17 protein-coding genes are annotated in these 17,721 nt (G+C 54.7%); all 17 read right to left on the bottom strand.

What is annotated here, in order from left to right:
* Window positions 1–1,044: a phosphate ABC transporter substrate-binding protein PstS gene (gene pstS / locus C1N56_RS19260; RefSeq protein ID WP_127833474.1), complete on the bottom strand. Its 1,044-nt coding sequence runs from the start codon at window positions 1,042–1,044 to the stop codon at window positions 1–3.
* Between the two features lie 143 nt (window positions 1,045–1,187).
* Window positions 1,188–1,997 carry an MrpH family fimbial adhesin gene (locus tag C1N56_RS19255; RefSeq protein ID WP_058770722.1) on the bottom strand — a complete coding sequence of 270 codons (810 nt, stop codon included), beginning with the start codon at window positions 1,995–1,997 and terminating at the stop codon, window positions 1,188–1,190.
* A gap of 35 nt (window positions 1,998–2,032) precedes the next feature.
* The gene (locus C1N56_RS19250; protein ID WP_081049420.1) at window positions 2,033–2,524 is read right to left on the bottom strand and encodes a fimbrial protein; all 492 of its coding nucleotides are present in this window, start codon (window positions 2,522–2,524) and stop codon (window positions 2,033–2,035) included.
* Window positions 2,525–3,007 (bottom strand): fimbrial protein, encoded by a 483-nt coding sequence (locus tag C1N56_RS19245; protein WP_394516980.1) that lies wholly within the window; start codon window positions 3,005–3,007, stop codon window positions 2,525–2,527.
* A gap of 233 nt (window positions 3,008–3,240) precedes the next feature.
* Window positions 3,241–5,070: a glutamine--fructose-6-phosphate transaminase (isomerizing) gene (gene glmS / locus C1N56_RS19240; RefSeq protein WP_394516979.1), complete on the bottom strand. Its 1,830-nt coding sequence runs from the start codon at window positions 5,068–5,070 to the stop codon at window positions 3,241–3,243.
* Between the two features lie 180 nt (window positions 5,071–5,250).
* On the bottom strand, window positions 5,251–6,621 hold the full coding sequence (glmU, locus tag C1N56_RS19235) for a bifunctional UDP-N-acetylglucosamine diphosphorylase/glucosamine-1-phosphate N-acetyltransferase GlmU (protein WP_159377273.1): 1,371 nt from the start codon (window positions 6,619–6,621) through the stop codon (window positions 5,251–5,253).
* 578 nt (window positions 6,622–7,199) lie between these two features.
* On the bottom strand, window positions 7,200–7,619 hold the full coding sequence (locus C1N56_RS19230) for a F0F1 ATP synthase subunit epsilon (protein WP_021508191.1): 420 nt from the start codon (window positions 7,617–7,619) through the stop codon (window positions 7,200–7,202).
* A gap of 24 nt (window positions 7,620–7,643) precedes the next feature.
* On the bottom strand, window positions 7,644–9,041 hold the full coding sequence (gene atpD, locus C1N56_RS19225) for a F0F1 ATP synthase subunit beta (RefSeq protein WP_021508190.1): 1,398 nt from the start codon (window positions 9,039–9,041) through the stop codon (window positions 7,644–7,646).
* A gap of 63 nt (window positions 9,042–9,104) precedes the next feature.
* Window positions 9,105–9,971: a F0F1 ATP synthase subunit gamma gene (atpG, locus tag C1N56_RS19220; protein WP_021508189.1), complete on the bottom strand. Its 867-nt coding sequence runs from the start codon at window positions 9,969–9,971 to the stop codon at window positions 9,105–9,107.
* A 52-nt stretch (window positions 9,972–10,023) separates the two neighbouring features.
* Entirely contained in the window at window positions 10,024–11,565 is a 1,542-nt protein-coding gene (gene atpA, locus C1N56_RS19215) for a F0F1 ATP synthase subunit alpha (RefSeq protein WP_021508188.1), read from the bottom strand.
* Between the two features lie 14 nt (window positions 11,566–11,579).
* The gene (gene atpH, locus C1N56_RS19210; protein ID WP_021508187.1) at window positions 11,580–12,113 is read right to left on the bottom strand and encodes a F0F1 ATP synthase subunit delta; all 534 of its coding nucleotides are present in this window, start codon (window positions 12,111–12,113) and stop codon (window positions 11,580–11,582) included.
* 14 nt (window positions 12,114–12,127) lie between these two features.
* Complete coding sequence (gene atpF / locus C1N56_RS19205; protein ID WP_021313757.1) at window positions 12,128–12,598, bottom strand: F0F1 ATP synthase subunit B; 471 nt, start codon at window positions 12,596–12,598, stop codon at window positions 12,128–12,130.
* A 108-nt stretch (window positions 12,599–12,706) separates the two neighbouring features.
* Window positions 12,707–12,946 (bottom strand): F0F1 ATP synthase subunit C, encoded by a 240-nt coding sequence (atpE, locus tag C1N56_RS19200; RefSeq protein ID WP_003849523.1) that lies wholly within the window; start codon window positions 12,944–12,946, stop codon window positions 12,707–12,709.
* 49 nt (window positions 12,947–12,995) lie between these two features.
* Complete coding sequence (atpB, locus tag C1N56_RS19195; protein ID WP_031279833.1) at window positions 12,996–13,814, bottom strand: F0F1 ATP synthase subunit A; 819 nt, start codon at window positions 13,812–13,814, stop codon at window positions 12,996–12,998.
* A gap of 8 nt (window positions 13,815–13,822) precedes the next feature.
* Window positions 13,823–14,203 carry a F0F1 ATP synthase subunit I gene (gene atpI / locus C1N56_RS19190; RefSeq protein WP_021508185.1) on the bottom strand — a complete coding sequence of 127 codons (381 nt, stop codon included), beginning with the start codon at window positions 14,201–14,203 and terminating at the stop codon, window positions 13,823–13,825.
* Window positions 14,204–14,916: 713 nt separating this feature from the next.
* Window positions 14,917–15,534, bottom strand: a complete 618-nt coding sequence (gene rsmG / locus C1N56_RS19185; RefSeq protein ID WP_058758219.1) for a 16S rRNA (guanine(527)-N(7))-methyltransferase RsmG — start codon at window positions 15,532–15,534, stop codon at window positions 14,917–14,919.
* A 48-nt stretch (window positions 15,535–15,582) separates the two neighbouring features.
* On the bottom strand, window positions 15,583–17,472 hold the full coding sequence (mnmG, locus tag C1N56_RS19180) for a tRNA uridine-5-carboxymethylaminomethyl(34) synthesis enzyme MnmG (RefSeq protein WP_021508183.1): 1,890 nt from the start codon (window positions 17,470–17,472) through the stop codon (window positions 15,583–15,585).
* Window positions 17,473–17,721 lie beyond the last annotated feature (249 nt).

The following is a 17,721-nucleotide window of genomic DNA, read 5'->3' as shown; positions in this document are numbered from 1 at the left end:
TTACTGGTACAGCGCTTTACCGGAACTGTCTTTGATGTTGGCTTTCCAGGCAGCACGAATCTGATTCGCGACGCTCTCTGGCAGCGCTGCGTAATCCAGCGCCGTAGCGGTTTTGCTGCCGCCTTTGTACGCCCAGTCAAAGAACTTCAGCACTTCACTGCCCTTCTCCGCATTCGCCTGCTCTTTGTAGATCAAGATGAAGGTGGTTGAGGTGATCGGCCATGCATCGTTGCCTTTCTGGAAGGTCAGATCCTGGGCAAAGGTTTTGCTCCAGTCAGCGCCTTTGGCGGCATTAGCAAAGCTGGCTTCGCTCGGTGCCACTGGCTTGCCATCGGCATCAACCAGTTTGGTGTAAGTCAGGTTGTTCTGTTTGGCGTAGGCGTACTCTACGTAGCCAATCGAGCCCGGCAGACGCTGTACAAACGCGGCCACGCCGTCGTTACCTTTACCGCCCAGACCGGTTGGCCAGTTGACGGTGTTGCCTTTACCGATTTTGCTGTTCCAGGTCTCGTTCACTTTAGACAGGTAGCTGGTGAAGACGAAAGAGGTGCCGGAACCATCCGCGCGACGCACTACGTTGATGTTGGTGTCTGGCAGCTTCACGCCTGGGTTCAGTTTGGTGATCGCCGGATCGTTCCACTTTTTGATGGTGCCGAGATAGATGTCGCCGACCGTTTTACCGTCGAGCGTCAGCTCACCAGATTTAACGCCGGGAATGTTCACCGCCAGCACCACGCCACCGATCACCGTCGGGAACTGGAACAGGCCATTTTTCTGCAGATCTTCCTCTTTCATCGGCGCATCGGACGCACCGAAATCCACGGTTTTGGCGATGATTTGCTTCACGCCACCCGAGGAACCAATACCCTGATAGTTGATTTTGCTACCGGTGGCTTGCTGATACTCTGCTGCCCACTTGGCATAAACCGGTGCCGGGAACGTCCCGCCTGCGCCTGTCAGGTCGGTGGCTGCAAAAGCAGAAACCGCGCTTACTGCGAAGGTGGCGGCGAGAATTCGGGCTACGGTGCTACGCATCAGTGTCATGTTCCCTCCAGGGGATTAAAAATCAGGCTTGACGCCGTTTTAGTAAGAGTCATTGATTGCTGCTGGAGGCAAAATAGGACAGTTTGATGACAGTGAAATGTACGAATTGTGACAGTTATATGACAGCCGGGTCGGCTGGCAAATCAGAGGTAATTAATGAAAACCACCGTGCTGCCGGTAAAGTTACCGGGACTGGGGGTTGTTGAGGAGAGCGTCGAAATCAGCGTGAACGGCGTTGTCACGTTAGCCCGCACTAATTGCGGTTTATTCAGGCTCCCGTTAGCCAGTGATAACAGCGTACTGATGTTGTTGCTCAGTTTGAGGATATTGATCCCACCGGCAAGCGCAAAACTGATATTCACATCACGGTTGCAGAAAAGCGAGAAGTTAACGCTGGCTTTGGCGCCATTAACGGCGGCCGGGGCCAGCGTACCATGATTAATATTCAGCGCGGCTCCGCTTACCGAACAGGATACCGGCACCACCGGAATGTTGACGCAAGGTGCCCAGGGCGCAACCATTCCGGAATAGTCAGTTACGGTCGCGGAGGCTGTCACAAAGCTGCCGCAGTATGAACTGTAATAACGGGTATCTGAGTTACGCAGAAACTTGCCACCCCGACCATTAAAACGGATAAAACGTTCAGCCACCGAGGCCAGGCTCTCGCCCTGATCGACGTAAATTTGTGGCCCGCCCGCAGCGCTGAATACGGTGCCATGCCCGATAAACCAGGCGCTGACACCGATGCCTGCTGCGCAGGTTCTCTCTGAAGAGTTACAGCGGGCATAGCCGGATATCATACCGACATCCACCACTGACCAGGTAATTTCAACCTGGCTTGCGTTGACCCAGCGAATGCCATCCACGCGCGGGGCTTCCATCGCTTGCGCTGAAAAGAACAGCAGCAGGCCAGCGAAAAAAGCCAGATAGCGGAAAACAAGCCCTGTTAGCATTGGTCTAATCCTGTGGTTGCGTCAACGCCGATCATCTACTGGTACTCAACCACCAGCGCAGCAAAAGCAGAAAAGTCACCGCTGGTTAACACCGCGGCGTTTTTTTTCACCGGTACCACCTGAATGACGGGCAGCGCAGGAAAGGTAAACGGCAGCCAGTTATTCAGTGCCAGGGCGTTTTCGCCATTTTTACCGCTTAATATCTGAATCGCCAAATCACGCTGGCTGGTCGCCAGCAAAGCAGAATTAAATGCGCTTCCGGTGCCACTGATTTGTACACGCATACTCTTATCGGGATTATTGCTACAGGTTAACGTCCAGGAGACAGGTTTTCTGTAGCTGTCGCCATTGATTTGGGAAATAACCACTGAACCAAACTCCACCATAATTGGCTTTTCGCCGTTAATCTGACATAACGGCGGCTCGATGAGTTTTCCACTGAAATTAGCCTGCACGCTGAAAGCAGCCACTGCGCTATACTTCAGCATAGCGAGTAGTAATAGTGCCATTAACCACGTACGTTTCATTTATTGCAGTTCCACTACCAGTGTTGCCGCTGAAGTAAAACTTCCACCCGTTAAACTACTGCTGTTATCTTTCACCGGGACGGCCGTAATAACCGGCAGCGCGGGATAAGTAAAGTTTACCCAGCTGGTATTAATATTTAAACTTTCAGCGTTAGACTTAAAAAACGCAATACCTAAACCGCTGACTGATGCGCGTAACGCACCGCTATCAAAGCTGGCTGCATTCCCCTGTAGCTGGAGTTTAAGCGCATTAGAGGGAAGATTAGTGCAGGAAAGCGTAAATGACACAGGTTGCTGATACGCTTTCCCATCTATTTTATCGGTGCGCACATCGCCGAAATTAACACTAATCGGCATACCATTATTTATTTTACAGTCGGCAGGTACCATCACGTTACCGGAAATATTCACACTGAATGACGATGCCAGTGCATCGGATAAAAGCATCAGACACAAAAAAGTAAATATGAAATAACGCGCCATAAATTCCTACATGCAGAGAACGAGTTTGGCTTGCTACATGCATCAGAAAGCTTATGACTGAAAGGTTAAATTAAAGTTAAACAAAAAAGAAGTGAAGGACAGCCAGCGAATTATGAAAGTTGATTTCACATATCAGGAAAAAATTAATTCACAACGTTCACAGAATTCACGATTAATTTAATCGGAACAACAATGAGTTAAAAAACCCGGCCTGTTTCCAGACCGGGCTACGCTTATTCCACCGTAACCGATTTCGCCAGGTTACGCGGCTGGTCGACGTCGGTGCCTTTGATCAGCGCCACGTGGTAGGAGAGCAGCTGCAGCGGCACGGTGTAGAAGATTGGGGCAATCACCTCTTCAACGTGCGGCAGCGGGATGATTTTCATGCCTTCGCTGTCGCTGAAACCGGCATCCTGGTCGGCAAACACATACAGCAGACCGCCGCGCGCGCGCACCTCTTCGATGTTGGATTTCAGCTTCTCCAGCAGCTCGTTGTTTGGTGCCACCACAATCACCGGCATATCGGCATCAATCAGCGCCAGCGGACCGTGCTTCAGCTCGCCCGCCGCATAAGCTTCGGCGTGGATATAGGAGATCTCTTTCAGCTTCAGCGCCCCTTCCATGGCAATCGGATACTGATCGCCACGGCCGAGGAACAGCGCGTGATGCTTGTCAGAGAAGCCTTCGGCGAGATTCTCGATCACTTTATCCTGCGCCAGCATCTGTTCAATGCGGCTCGGCAGTGCCTGCAGCGCATGGACAATCTCATGCTCGGTGTCAGCGCGCATGCCGTGCAGACGGCCCAGCTTCGCCACTAGCATCAGCAGTACCGTCAGCTGGGTGGTGAATGCTTTGGTCGAGGCCACGCCAATTTCGGTGCCGGCTTTGGTCATCAGCGCCAGATCTGACTCACGCACCAGTGACGAACCGGCCACGTTGCAGATGGCCAGCGAACCGAGATAGCCCAGCTCTTTGGACAGGCGCAGCGCTGCCAGCGTATCGGCGGTTTCACCGGATTGCGACAGGGTGATCAGCAGGCTGTTTTTACGCACCGCAGATTTGCGATAGCGGAATTCGGAGGCGATTTCCACGTCACACGGGATGTTGGCCATCGACTCAAACCAGTAACGCGACACCATGCCGGAGTTGTAGGAAGTGCCGCAGGCGATGATCTGGATGTGTTCCACCTGGCTCAGCAGCGTTTCCGCGTTAGCGCCCAGTTCGCTGAGATCAACAATGCCGTCATGAAAGCGGCCGGCCAGCGTGTTTTTGATGGCGTTCGGCTGTTCGTAGATCTCTTTCTGCATGTAATGGCGGTAAACGCCTTTGTCGCCGGCATCGTACTGCGCATTGGATTCGATCTCCGCGCGCTGTGCCTGGTTACCGTGGCGATCGATAATCGTCACTTCGCGGCGGGTAATTTCGGCAATATCCCCCTCTTCGAGGTAGATAAAGCGGCGGGTCACCGGCAGCAGCGCCAGCTGATCGGAAGCGATAAAGTTTTCGCCCACGCCGCGGCCAATCACCAGCGGGCTGCCGGAACGCGCAGCCACCAGCACCGACGGATCGCGGCTGTCCATGATCACCATGCCATACGCCCCGCGCAGTTGCGGGATCACCCGCAGTACCACTTCGCGCAGCGTACCGCCCTGTTTCTGCTCCCAGTGCACCAGGTGCGCCACCACTTCGGTATCGGTTTCGGAGGCAAAGCGGTAACCGCGTGCGATCATCTGCTCACGCAGCGGTTCGTGGTTCTCAATGATGCCGTTGTGCACAATAATAATGTGCTCTGAGACGTGCGGGTGCGCATTGGCTTCCGACGGCTCACCGTGCGTCGCCCAGCGGGTGTGCGCGATGCCGGTTCCGCCAATCAGCGGCTGCTGCTCCGCCGCTTCTGCCAGATTGGCCACTTTACCCAGACGACGCAACCGCGTCATGTGGCCCTGGCGATCGACAACCGCCAGACCGGCAGAGTCATAACCGCGATACTCAAGACGACGCAGCCCTTCCAGCAGAATTTCTGCGATATCACGCTGCGCTACTGCACCAACAATTCCACACATAGTAATTTCCTGACGTCATGGCTTTCGGCCATTGCGTTGTCATCTGACCTGATTGTTCCCCGAGCCTTGTAGAGAGTGGGGGATATCCCTTCCTATTCCAGGTTGCAGGTGCGTTAGCTGCCTGAAAACCGGAATATGTCGGGTTTTTAATACCGGGCCGATCTTTGCCGGCCCTGACATTTATTTTTTCTTAACCGGACGCTGCCAGCCAGACTTCTGATTTTGCTCTTTGCGGTTATAGACCAGATCGGCAGCGGTAACGTCTTTCATCACCGTCGTGCCGGCGGCGATGGTGGCGCCCGCCGCCACGCTGACCGGGGCCACCAGCTGGGTGTCCGAGCCGACAAACACGTTGTCACCGATAATGGTTTTAAACTTGTTGGCACCGTCGTAGTTGCAGGTGATGGTGCCGGCACCGATATTCACGCCCGCGCCAATCTCCGCATCCCCGAGATACGACAGATGGCCGGCCTTAGAGCCTTTACCCAGCGTCGCTTTCTTCATCTCGACAAAGTTGCCGACGTGCGCCTGTTCAGCCAGTTCGCTGCCCGGACGCAGGCGCGCAAACGGCCCGACGGTGCAGGCGGCGGCCAGCGTGGCATCTTCAATCACCGAATAAGGGCTGATTTCGCAGTCATCGGCAATCACGCTGTTTTTGATGATGCAGCCAGCGCCGATTTTCACCCGATGGCCCAGCGTGACGTTGCCTTCAATGATCACGTTGGTATCAATATCGACATCACGACCGTGCTGCAGCGTACCGCGCAGATCGAAGCGCGCCGGATCGCGCAGCATGACGCCAGCCAGCAGCAGCTTTTCTGCCTGCTCACGTTGATAAGTGCGCTCCAGAGTGGATAGCTGCAGACGATTGTTCACGCCGTCGGTTTCGCTGATACGCGCCGGGTGCACTGCGTTGATCACGCGGCCTTCCTGATGCGCCATGGCGATGATATCGGTGATGTAGAATTCGCCCTGCGCATTGTGGTTGTTGAGCTGCGCCAGCCAGCGCTTCAGGTCGGCACCGTTGGCGATCAGGATGCCGGTGTTGATCTCCTGAATCTTCAGCTGTTCGGCTGACGCATCTTTTTGCTCCACGATGCCGGTGATGGTGCCGTTTTCGCGCACGATGCGTCCGTAGCCGGTGGGGTTATCCAGCACCACGGTGAGCAGCCCGATGCCGCCAGCGGGTTTGGCGTCGCGCAGACGCTGCAGGGTTTCCTGGGCGATCAGCGGGACATCGCCGTACAGCATCAGGATATCTTCGTCATCGGCGAAGAACGGTGCCGCCTGCTGCATGGCATGGCCGGTGCCGAGCTGTTCCGCCTGCAACACCCAGTTCAGCGGGTTATGCGCCAGTTTCTCCTGCAGCAACTCACCGCCGTGGCCGTAGACCAGATGCACATGCTGTGCGCCGAGGCCGGTAGCGGCATCAATAACGTGTTGCACCATCGGTTTACCTGCCAGGCTGTGCAGCACCTTAGGCAGATCGGAATACATGCGGGTGCCTTTGCCAGCGGCGAGGATCACCACGCTCATTGCGCTTGTCGACATAACTATCCTGACTCAATTTAGCTTTCGAAAGTGTAAGGTTTACCCCTGAGATTACTACATTTTTCTCCGTGCGAAATTAGCGGAAGAGGATGAGCGGCGGTGAGTGGCCAGCACGGGTCGCCGGGAAGGGCATAAGGTAAGGGCGTTGTGCCATTTTCGGTCGCCATCAATGGCGCCCCTGCGGGGTAATTGTGCGGTTTTGGACAGCATGCGCATTTATGCGTACCGACATTTGGTCGCCATGAATGGCGCCCCTACGGGGTAATTGTGCGGTTTTGGACAGCGTGCGCATTCAACCGCATCCACATTTGGTCGCCATGAATGGCGCCCCTACGGGTAATTGTGCGGTTTTGGCAGCGTGTGCATTCATCCGCATCGACATTTGGTCGCCATAAATGGCGCCCCTACGGGTAATTGTGCGGTTTTGGACAGCGTGTGTATTTATGCGTGGTCGCCATGAATGGCATTCATACAGGGCAATCGCACAGCTATTCGTAGGGTGCGCATTTATGCGCACCGGCAGCAGGCAAAAAAAATGCCAGCCCGGGGGCTGGCATTTCGTGACGCATAAAGCCTGATTACATCGCTTTTTTGGTCAGCTCGATGACGCGCAGTTTCGCGATAGCTTTCGCCAGCTCCGCAGAGGCCTGAGCATAGTCCACGTCGCCGTGGCTGCTGTTCATGTGCTCTTCTGCTTTACGTTTCGCTTCCAGCGCGCGCGCTTCGTCGAGGTCTTCACCGCGAATTGCAGTGTCGGCCAGAACGGTCGTGCTGCCCGGCTGTACTTCCAGCACGCCGCCAGAGAGGTAGATATACTCCTCTTCGCCGTGCTGTTTAACGATGCGAATCATACCAGGCTTGATGGCAGTCAGCAGCGGGGCGTGACCCGGGTAAATACCCAGCTCACCTTCGCTACCTGACACCTGGATACGCTGCACCAGACCGGAGAACATTTGCTGCTCCGCGCTGACCACGTCCAGATGATAAGTCATAGCCATACCACTCCTCCTGGGAAACCGTTATTACAGTTTCTTCGCTTTTTCGACAGCTTCTTCGATCGCGCCGACCATGTAGAATGCCTGCTCTGGCAGGTGGTCGAATTCGCCTTCCATGATGCCTTTGAAGCCACGGATGGTGTCTTTCAGCGTCACGTATTTACCCGGAGAACCGGTGAAGACTTCTGCTACGAAGAACGGCTGAGACAGGAAGCGCTGAATCTTACGCGCACGTGCCACCAGCAGTTTGTCTTCTTCAGACAGCTCGTCCATGCCGAGGATGGCGATGATGTCTTTCAGCTCCTGGTAACGCTGCAGCAGCGACTGAACGCCACGCGCGACGTCGTAGTGCTCCTGACCGACGATCAGCGGATCCAGCTGACGGCTGGTAGAGTCCAGCGGGTCAACGGCCGGGTAGATACCCAGTGACGCGATCTGACGGCTCAGCGTAACGGTTGAGTCTAAGTGAGCAAAGGTGGTTGCTGGTGACGGGTCAGTCAGGTCATCCGCAGGAACGTAAACGGCCTGTACGGAGGTGATTGAACCGGTCTTGGTGGAGGTAATACGCTCCTGCAGCACACCCATCTCTTCAGCCAGCGTTGGCTGATAACCTACCGCCGATGGCATACGACCCAGCAGTGCAGAAACCTCTGTACCGGCCAGGGTGTAACGGTAGATGTTGTCGATGAACAGCAGAACGTCACGGCCTTCATCACGGAATTTTTCCGCCATGGTCAGACCGGTCAGTGCTACGCGCAGACGGTTACCCGGCGGCTCGTTCATCTGGCCATACACCAGCGCTACTTTGTCGATAACGTTGGAGTCAGTCATTTCGTGGTAGAAATCGTTACCCTCACGAGTACGCTCACCCACGCCAGCAAAGACCGAATAACCTGAGTGCTCAGCCGCGATGTTACGGATCAGCTCCATCATGTTTACGGTTTTACCCACACCCGCACCACCGAACAGACCGACTTTACCGCCCTTCGCGAACGGACACATCAGGTCGATAACCTTGATGCCGGTTTCCAGCAGTTCCTGCGAGTTTGACTGATCTTCATAAGAAGGCGCTGCGCGGTGAATAGAGGAAACCTCTACAGCGCTGCCGTCTTCTTCTTTCAGGTCGCCTTTCATGTCGATTGGCTCACCCAGCACGTTCATGATACGGCCGAGTGTTGCTTTACCAACCGGAACCTGGATAGGTTTTTTCAGGTCGGTGACTTCCAGACCGCGCTTCAGGCCGTCAGAAGAACCCATGGCGATGGTACGCACCACGCCACCGCCCAGCTGCTGCTGAACTTCCAGCACCAGACGAGCATCACCATTTTTTACCTCGAGAGCGCTGTATACCTGCGGTACCGCGTCCTGAGGGAATTCGACGTCAACTACGGCGCCGATAATCTGGACAATCTTTCCAGCTGCCATCTTGAATCCTCTACCTAATACGAGAATATCCGGCCGCGCTCGCGCGACGGGATATATGCCTGGTTAAACCGCGGAGGCTCCCGAGACGATCTCGGTAAGTTCCTGAGTGATGCTGGCCTGACGAGCTTTGTTGTACACCAACTGCAGCTCTTTGATCAGGTTTCCGCCGTTATCGGTTGCCGCTTTCATGGCCACCATACGTGCAGCCTGCTCACTGGCCAGGTTTTCCACCACACCCTGATAAACCTGCGATTCGACATAACGACGCAGCAGGGTATCCAGCAGCGCTTTCGGATCGGGTTCGTACAGGTAATCCCAGGTCTTCGCCTTCATCTCTTCTTCACCTTCCGCTGGCGGTAACGGCAGCAGTTGGGTAATGGTCGGAGTCTGAGACATGGTGTTATTAAACTTATTGCTGACGATATACAGCTTGTCGATGCGGCCTTCATCATAAGCCTGCAACATCACTTTTACCGGGCCGATCAGGTCGGACAGCGCAGGCTTATCGCCCATGCCGGTAACCTGAGCCACGACGTTGCCACCTACAGAGCCGAAGAAAGAAACGCCTTTGGAACCGATAATCGCCAGATCGCTCTGCACGCCTTTATCAGACCAGCCTTTCATTTCTGCCAGCAATTTTTTGAACAGGTTAACGTTCAAACCACCACAAAGCCCGCGGTCAGTCGAAACGACCAGGTAGCCGACGCGCTTAACGTCGCGCTCATCCAGGTAAGGGTGCTTGTATTCCAGATTACCCAGAGCAAGGTGACCAATCACTTTGCGCATGGTATCTGCATACGGACGGCTGGCCGCCATGCGTTCCTGCGTTTTACGCATTTTGGAGGCGGCGACCATTTCCATCGCTTTGGTGATCTTCTGCGTGTTTTTCACGCTTCCGATCTTGGTACGTATTTCTTTTGCGCCGGCCATTAGCTTCTCCTCAAAGCCTTGCGGCCTGCCTTTTCAGACAAGCCGCCAGACATTACCAGGACTGGGTTGCTTTAAACGTTTCGAGGAGGCCTTTCAGCTTCTCTTCGATTTCGTTGTTGTAGTTACCCGCCTGGTTGATTTCAGCCATCAGCTCCGCGTGTTCGCGATCGGCGAACGCCAGCAGAGCGGCTTCGAAGCTGCCGATTTTCGCCAGTTCAACGTCGTTCAGGAAGCCGCGCTCGGCAGCGAACAGTACCAGACCCTGTTGTGCAACAGACATCGGTGCATACTGTTTCTGCTTCAGCAGCTCGGTCACTTTCTGACCGTGGCTCAGCTGTTTGCGCGTTGCATCGTCCAGATCGGAAGCGAACTGAGAGAACGCTGCCAGTTCACGATACTGTGCCAGCGCGGTACGGATACCACCGGACAGTTTCTTGATAATCTTGGTCTGTGCAGCACCACCAACACGGGATACCGAAATACCCGGGTTAACGGCTGGACGAATACCGGAGTTGAACAGGTTCGATTCCAGGAAGATCTGACCATCGGTAATCGAGATTACGTTGGTCGGAACGAACGCAGAAACGTCACCCGCCTGGGTTTCGATGATCGGCAGCGCGGTCAGAGAACCGGTCTGGCCTTTCACTTCACCGTTGGTGAAACGCTCAACGTAGTCAGCGCTTACGCGTGATGCACGCTCCAGCAGACGAGAGTGGAGGTAGAACACGTCGCCCGGGAATGCTTCACGACCCGGCGGACGGCGCAGCAGCAGAGAAATCTGACGGTAAGCAACAGCCTGCTTAGACAGGTCATCATAGACGATCAGCGCATCTTCACCGCGGTCACGGAAGTATTCACCCATCGCGCAACCGGCATACGGAGCCAGGTACTGCAGCGCAGCGGATTCAGAAGCGGAAGCGACAACCACGATGGTGTTAGACAGCGCACCGTGCTCTTCCAGCTTACGTACCACGTTAGAGATGGTAGAGGCTTTCTGACCGATCGCGACGTAGACACACTTGATGCCAGAATCGCGCTGGTTGATGATGGCGTCGATGGCCATCGCAGTTTTACCGGTCTGACGGTCACCGATGATCAGCTCACGCTGGCCACGGCCGATTGGAATCATCGCATCGACAGATTTGTAACCGGTCTGAACAGGCTGGTCGACTGACTGACGGTCGATAACGCCTGGTGCAATCACTTCAACTGGTGAGAAGCCATCGTTGTCGATAGCGCCTTTACCGTCGATCGGTGCACCCAGGGTGTTAACCACGCGGCCCAGCAGGCCACGGCCAACCGGCACTTCCAGGATACGGCCAGTACACTTCACCTTCATGCCTTCGGCGAGGTCAGCGTACGGACCCATCACTACTGCACCTACAGAGTCACGCTCGAGGTTCAGTGCGATAGCGTAACGGTTGCCCGGCAGAGCAATCATCTCACCCTGCATTACATCGGCCAGGCCGTGTACGCGGATGATACCGTCACTTACAGAAACAATAGTACCTTCGTTGTGAGCTTCGCTCACGACATTGAACTGAGCAATGCGCTGCTTGATCAGTTCGCTGATTTCGGTGGAATTCAGTTGCATATGCTCCAGTCCCCTTAAGACTGCAAGACGTCTGCCAGACGGTCAAGACGGCCGCGCACGCTGCCATCAATCACCAGGTCACCCGCACGGATAACCACACCTGCCATTACAGACTTATCAATTTTGCAATTCAGCTTAACTTTGCGTGACAGACGTTTTTCCATCGCGGCGCTGATTTTACTCAGCTGGCTGTCACTCAGCGCACTGGCGGAGATCACATCAACTTCGGCTGTCGCTTCATAAGCGTCACGCAGTTGAATGAACTGTTCCAGTACCGCTGGAAGCGCTGTCAAACGTCCGTTCTCCGCCATAACCTTAATCAGGTTCTGAGCGTGTTCATCAAGTTGATCACCACAGACTGCGTTGAAAGAAGCAGACAAGGCTTCCGGTGCCAATGCACCGGAAAGGAGTTCTGCCATCTGTTCGTTGCGAGCCACTTCTGCGGCAAACGCCAGCATGGTCTGCCAGCGGTCGATACTTTGATGCTCAACAGCAAAGTCAAAAGCTGCTTTGGCGTAGGGGCGAGCTACAGTAATCAGATCAGACATCAGCCCCTCCCTCCTTACAGTTCAGCGACCAGTTTATCAACGATGTCGCTGTTAGCAGCTTCATCCACGGAACGTTCGATGATCTTCTCGGCGCCAGCTAAGGCCAGCAGCGCGACTTGCTTACGCAGCTCTTCACGTGCACGTGAGCGCTCGGCTTCGATTTCTGCCTGCGCCTGAGACACGATGCGGTTACGTTCAGTCTCAGCTTCAGTTTTGGCTTCGTCCAGAATCTGGGCACGGCGTTTGTTCGCCTGCTCGATAATGACCTGAGCTTCTTCTTTGGCTTTTTTCAGCTGGTCGGTCGCATTGGCCTGCGCGAGATCCAAATCTTTCTTCGCGCGTTCAGCAGAAGCAAGGCCTTCAGCAATTTCTTTCTGGCGCTTTTCGATGGCAGCCATAATCGGCGGCCATACGTACTTCATGCAGAACGCGACAAACAGGATGAACGCGATGGCCTGGCCGAGGATTGTTGCATTAATGTTCACAGCACAATGCCTCTTATTAAGTTAACTTGCTCTGCCGCTATCAGCGATAAACGGCAGAATCCGTTCCTCATCACACTGCGTGCCATGAGTGAACCACGGCTACAGGCTTTAGGCGACAGCAAACATCACGTAGAGACCCAGACCAACAGCGATCATTGGGATTGCATCCACCAGACCCATTACAACAAAGAACTGCGTACGCAGCAGAGGAATCAGATCCGGCTGACGCGCTGCGCCTTCCAGGAATTTACCTCCGAGGATGCCGATACCGATCGCAGCACCGATTGCCGCCAGACCCATCATCACAGCGGCAGCCATGTACAGCAGATCCATATTCAGGTTTTCCATGACAGTCTCCAGTTTGTTTCAGTTAAATGCTAAGTTGTTGAGATAAAAATCAATGCTCTTCAGATGCCATCGACAGATAGACAATCGTGAGGACCATGAAAATGAAAGCCTGCAGCGAAATAATCAGGATGTGGAAAATGGCCCATGGCACATTCAGCACCCACTGCGACCACCACGGCAGCAGACCGGCAATCAGGATAAAGATCAGCTCACCCGCATACATGTTGCCGAACAGTCGCAGACCGAGCGAAACCGGTTTAGACAGCAGGCTAACACCTTCAAGAATCAGGTTGATGGGGATGAAGATCGGGTGATTAAAAGGCTGCAGCGTCAGCTCTTTGGCGAAGCCACCTACACCTTTCATTTTGATGCTGTAGAACAGAATCAAAATAAATACGCCCAGCGCCATAGACAGCGTGATGTTCACGTCTGCAGACGGCACGACGCGCAGCGCCGGCAGGCCCAGATAGTGCTCGCCGATAAACGGCAGCAAATCGATAGGCAGCAGATCCATGAAGTTCATCAGGAAGACCCAGACGAAAATCGTCAGAGCCAGCGGGGCGATAACTTTACTCTTACCGTGGTACATGTCGCGGACGTTGCTATCAACAAAGCCAACGACCAGCTCGATAGCCGCCTGCATTTTCCCTGGCACACCGCTGGTGGCGCTTTTCGCCACTTTACGGAACAGCACCAGGAACACCAGTCCCAGTACAACAGAGAAAAACATGGAGTCCAGGTTTAACGTCCAGAACGTTGCTGGCGCGTCGTGTGCATTCACCAGCTCGAAAGTACGCAGGTCCATCTGAAGATGTGTCAGATGATGACCTATGTATTCCTGCGGCGTTGAGATCTCTCCTGCGGCCATGATGCCTCTTACCCTTTGTTGTTAATTACAGCCGGCGCGACGATTTGTACCACCAGCACCGATAACCAGGTGATTGCGAGTGGCCAGAAGACCGCTCCAAATCCACCTAACGCCACAACGAGAAAAACAACGGTGGCAAACACCTTGAGCACTTCACCAAAGGCGAAGCTCCAGGCGACACGCCCTTTTGCCGGAGTTTGATCCTGCAGGCGCCAGGCTAAAAACATAAACAGTACGTTTGGCAGCCAGGCTGCCGCACCACCCGCGATGGCAGAGGCGCCCCAGGTGACATCTTTCAGGGCAAACAGCGCACCGATTACGACAAAGGTCACCAGCTGGATCACCAGCACGGTTCGGGCTAATTTCACACTGTAAAGAGACACTGACATGACGCTTAACTCTCCTGCCCCGAACGGGGTATGTCGCGTGTCGTATAAGACTGCCTTTACTCTTTTGAGTCAAGCAGCAAAAGCCGTGCAAATTATACGGGCCGCACCTGCGATTTCAATCGGTAAGTAGCGAAAAGGTGAACAATTATTTAAATTTCTTTCTGGAGGGCTATTTTTCAAAACATCCGCTTCGGCCTGTCTGGCGAAACAGGCTTGAAATTGCCCGGCAGACTTGCTTTTAAAGCGTGCTTCAGATCACATTATAAGCACCCCCGGCAGCGATAATTTGCTTTTTAACCCCTGCCGCGCAATTAATCAAACCCGTAATTTACTTTTCTATCAGCAAGATAGAATTATTGTTCCAGGATTAGCGCCAGATTTTCGATAAAAACACTCTATTGACATCACCCACCGCAATAAAAACGTAAAACTGATATTACGTCCGCCGATTTATTGCAGAGTTATATTTTCCGCCGTGATTATTCGGCACAGTAAATACAGCGGTTAAAGTGATGTAACTGATAATGAAATGTGAATTATTCGTTAAATGTAACAGAGGTTTTCGGATAATTTCCGCGGCGGATGTTAACCTGCTTCCCCTGCCCTGTTGAATAAAAGCGTTTATCGTGACGCGTTCAACCGCTGTTTTTTTAGCCGGCTGCTGCGCTAAGCCAAACGGCATGAATCACGATAAATCCACACCGTTTGCGCGACTATTGCCGCCTGATCACCACCAGATGACGCTCACCTTCCAGTTCCGGCACCCGCAGTGGCTCAATTTTTTCGATGGCGAAGCCGGCAGGCAGCGCGGCAATTTCGTCATCCGGCCTGACGCCTTTCAGTGCATAGAAGTGGCCTGTCGCGCCCGGCAGATGATGACACCAGTTCAGCATGTCCTCCAGCGACGCGAAGGCGCGGCTGATCACCCCGTCAAACGGCGGCTCAGCCGGGAACTCTTCCACCCGGCTCTGCACCGGCGTGACGTTAGTAAGCCCTAACTCATGTTGCACCTGACGCAGGAAACGCACGCGTTTCCCGAGGCTGTCCAGCAGCGTAAAGTGCGCCTGCGGGCGGACAATCGCCAGCGGGATCCCCGGCAGGCCCGGTCCGGTACCGACATCAATAAAGCGCTCACCCTGCAGGTGGGGTTCTACCACGATGCTGTCGAGAATGTGGCGCACCAGCATCTGCTGCGGATCGCGCACCGAGGTCAGGTTGTAGGCTTTATTCCACTTGTGCAGCAGTTCGACATAACCCACCAGCTGCTGTTTTTGCTGATCGGAGAGGGAAATGTTTGCCGCTTGCAGCAGCCGGGAGAGTTTATTAATCACGACGAGAATTCCATTAACAGGGGCGAGCATGCCCGCCCCGGGGGTCGATCAGGCGCTTTTACGCAGCAGGCCCTGTTTTTTCAGGTAAATCAGCAGAATTGAAATTGCCGCCGGCGTGATGCCGGAAATACGCGATGCCTGGCCAATGGAAGTCGGTTTGTGGTCGTTGAGTTTGGCGATCACTTCATTCGACAGTCCATTCACCTGGCGATAGTCGAGGTCGGCCGGGAGTAAGGTGTTTTCATTGCGCTGCTGGCGATCGATCTCCTCCTGCTGACGCGCGATGTAACCTTCATACTTCACCTGAATCTCTACCTGCTCTGCGGCCTGCTCATCCGCCAGCGCCGGACCGTAGCTCGGCAGCGACATCAGCAGTTCGTAGGTCATCTCCGGACGACGCAGCAGATCTTCCGCGCTGGCTTCTTTGGTGAGCGGCGCGCTGATTACCGTGTTCACTTCGCTGACGTTTTCAGACTTCGGATGCACCCACAGGTCACGCAGACGCTGACGCTCCTGCTCAATCGCTTCCAGCTTCTGGTTATAGCGAGCCCAGCGCGCGTCGTCGACCAGGCCGAGTTCACGTCCGGTTTCGGTCAGGCGCAGATCGGCGTTATCTTCACGCAGCATCAGACGATACTCGGCGCGCGAGGTAAACATGCGATACGGCTCTTTGGTGCCCAGCGTACACAGATCGTCGACCAGCACGCCAAGATAGGCCTGATCGCGACGCGGCGCCCAGCCCTCTTTGTCCGCTGACTGACGCGCAGCGTTAAGGCCGGCCAGCAGCCCCTGCGCCGCCGCTTCTTCATAACCGGTGGTGCCGTTGATCTGGCCGGCAAAGAACAGGCCGTGGATAAATTTACTCTCCAGCGTCGGCTTGAGATCGCGCGGATCGAAGAAGTCGTACTCGATGGCGTAGCCCGGGCGCACGATCTTCGCGTTCTCCAGACCTTTCATCGAGCGCACGATCTGCATCTGCACATCAAACGGCAGGCTGGTGGAGATACCGTTCGGGTAGATTTCGTTGCTGGTCAGCCCTTCCGGCTCAAGGAAAATCTGATGTGCGTTACGATCGGCAAAGCGCATCACTTTGTCTTCAATCGACGGGCAGTAGCGTGGCCCGATCCCCTCGATGATCCCGGCATACATCGGGCTGCGATCGAGGTTATTGCGGATCACTTCATGTGTCTGCTCATTGGTGTGGGTTATCCAGCATGGCACCTGCTGCGGATGCTGTCCGGCATGGCCCATAAACGAGAACACCGGCATCGGGTCATCCCCGTGCTGCGGCGTGAGCACCGAAAAGTCGATGGTGCGGGCATCGATACGCGGTGGCGTACCGGTTTTCAGGCGGTTTACGCGCAGCGGCAGCGCACGCAGACGTTTAGCCAGCGGAATCGACGGAGGATCGCCTGCACGACCACCGCTGTAGTTATCGAGGCCGATGTGGATTTTGCCGTCCAGGAAAGTGCCCACCGTCAGAACGACGGTTTTCGCCCGGAACTTCAGGCCCATCTGGGTCACGGCGCCGACAACGCGATCGTTCTCCACAATCAGATCATCAACCGCCTGCTGGAAGATCATCAGGTTCGGCTGGTTTTCCAGCGCAGTGCGTACCGCCTGGCGATACAGTACCCGGTCTGCCTGTGCACGCGTGGCACGCACCGCCGGGCCTTTGCTGGCGTTTAGTATCCTAAACTGAATACCGGCCTGATCGATCGCGCTGGCCATCAAACCGCCTAAGGCATCCACTTCCTTAACCAGGTGTCCTTTCCCGATGCCACCGATCGCCGGGTTACAGGACATTTGTCCCAGCGTATCAATATTATGGGTGAGTAACAGGGTTTGCTGACCCATTCGGGCAGCGGCCATCGCGGCTTCTGTGCCCGCATGACCACCACCGATTACGATGACGTCAAAAGGATCTGGATAAAACATGAAGTGGGTCCTCGTTAGTGTTCGGACAGGGATCGTTGCCCTGGGCGGTGGATTCTACTGAAATTCTGTTCAGGGCGAAAGTCGCGGGATCCTGCGGTTTAAAAGAAAGGATCTTAAGTCTTTTATATGATCTCTCTGTTAGATCTCTTATTAGGATCGCCCCTGGCTGTTGATAACCCGGAAAAGCGTTGTGGCAACAGGGGATTAGCGAGGATCATTTACTGTGAATGATCGGTGATCCTGATCCGT

Source organism: Pantoea sp. SGAir0175, assembly GCF_043547855.1.
This window is presented reverse-complemented; position numbering and strand designations above follow the sequence as displayed.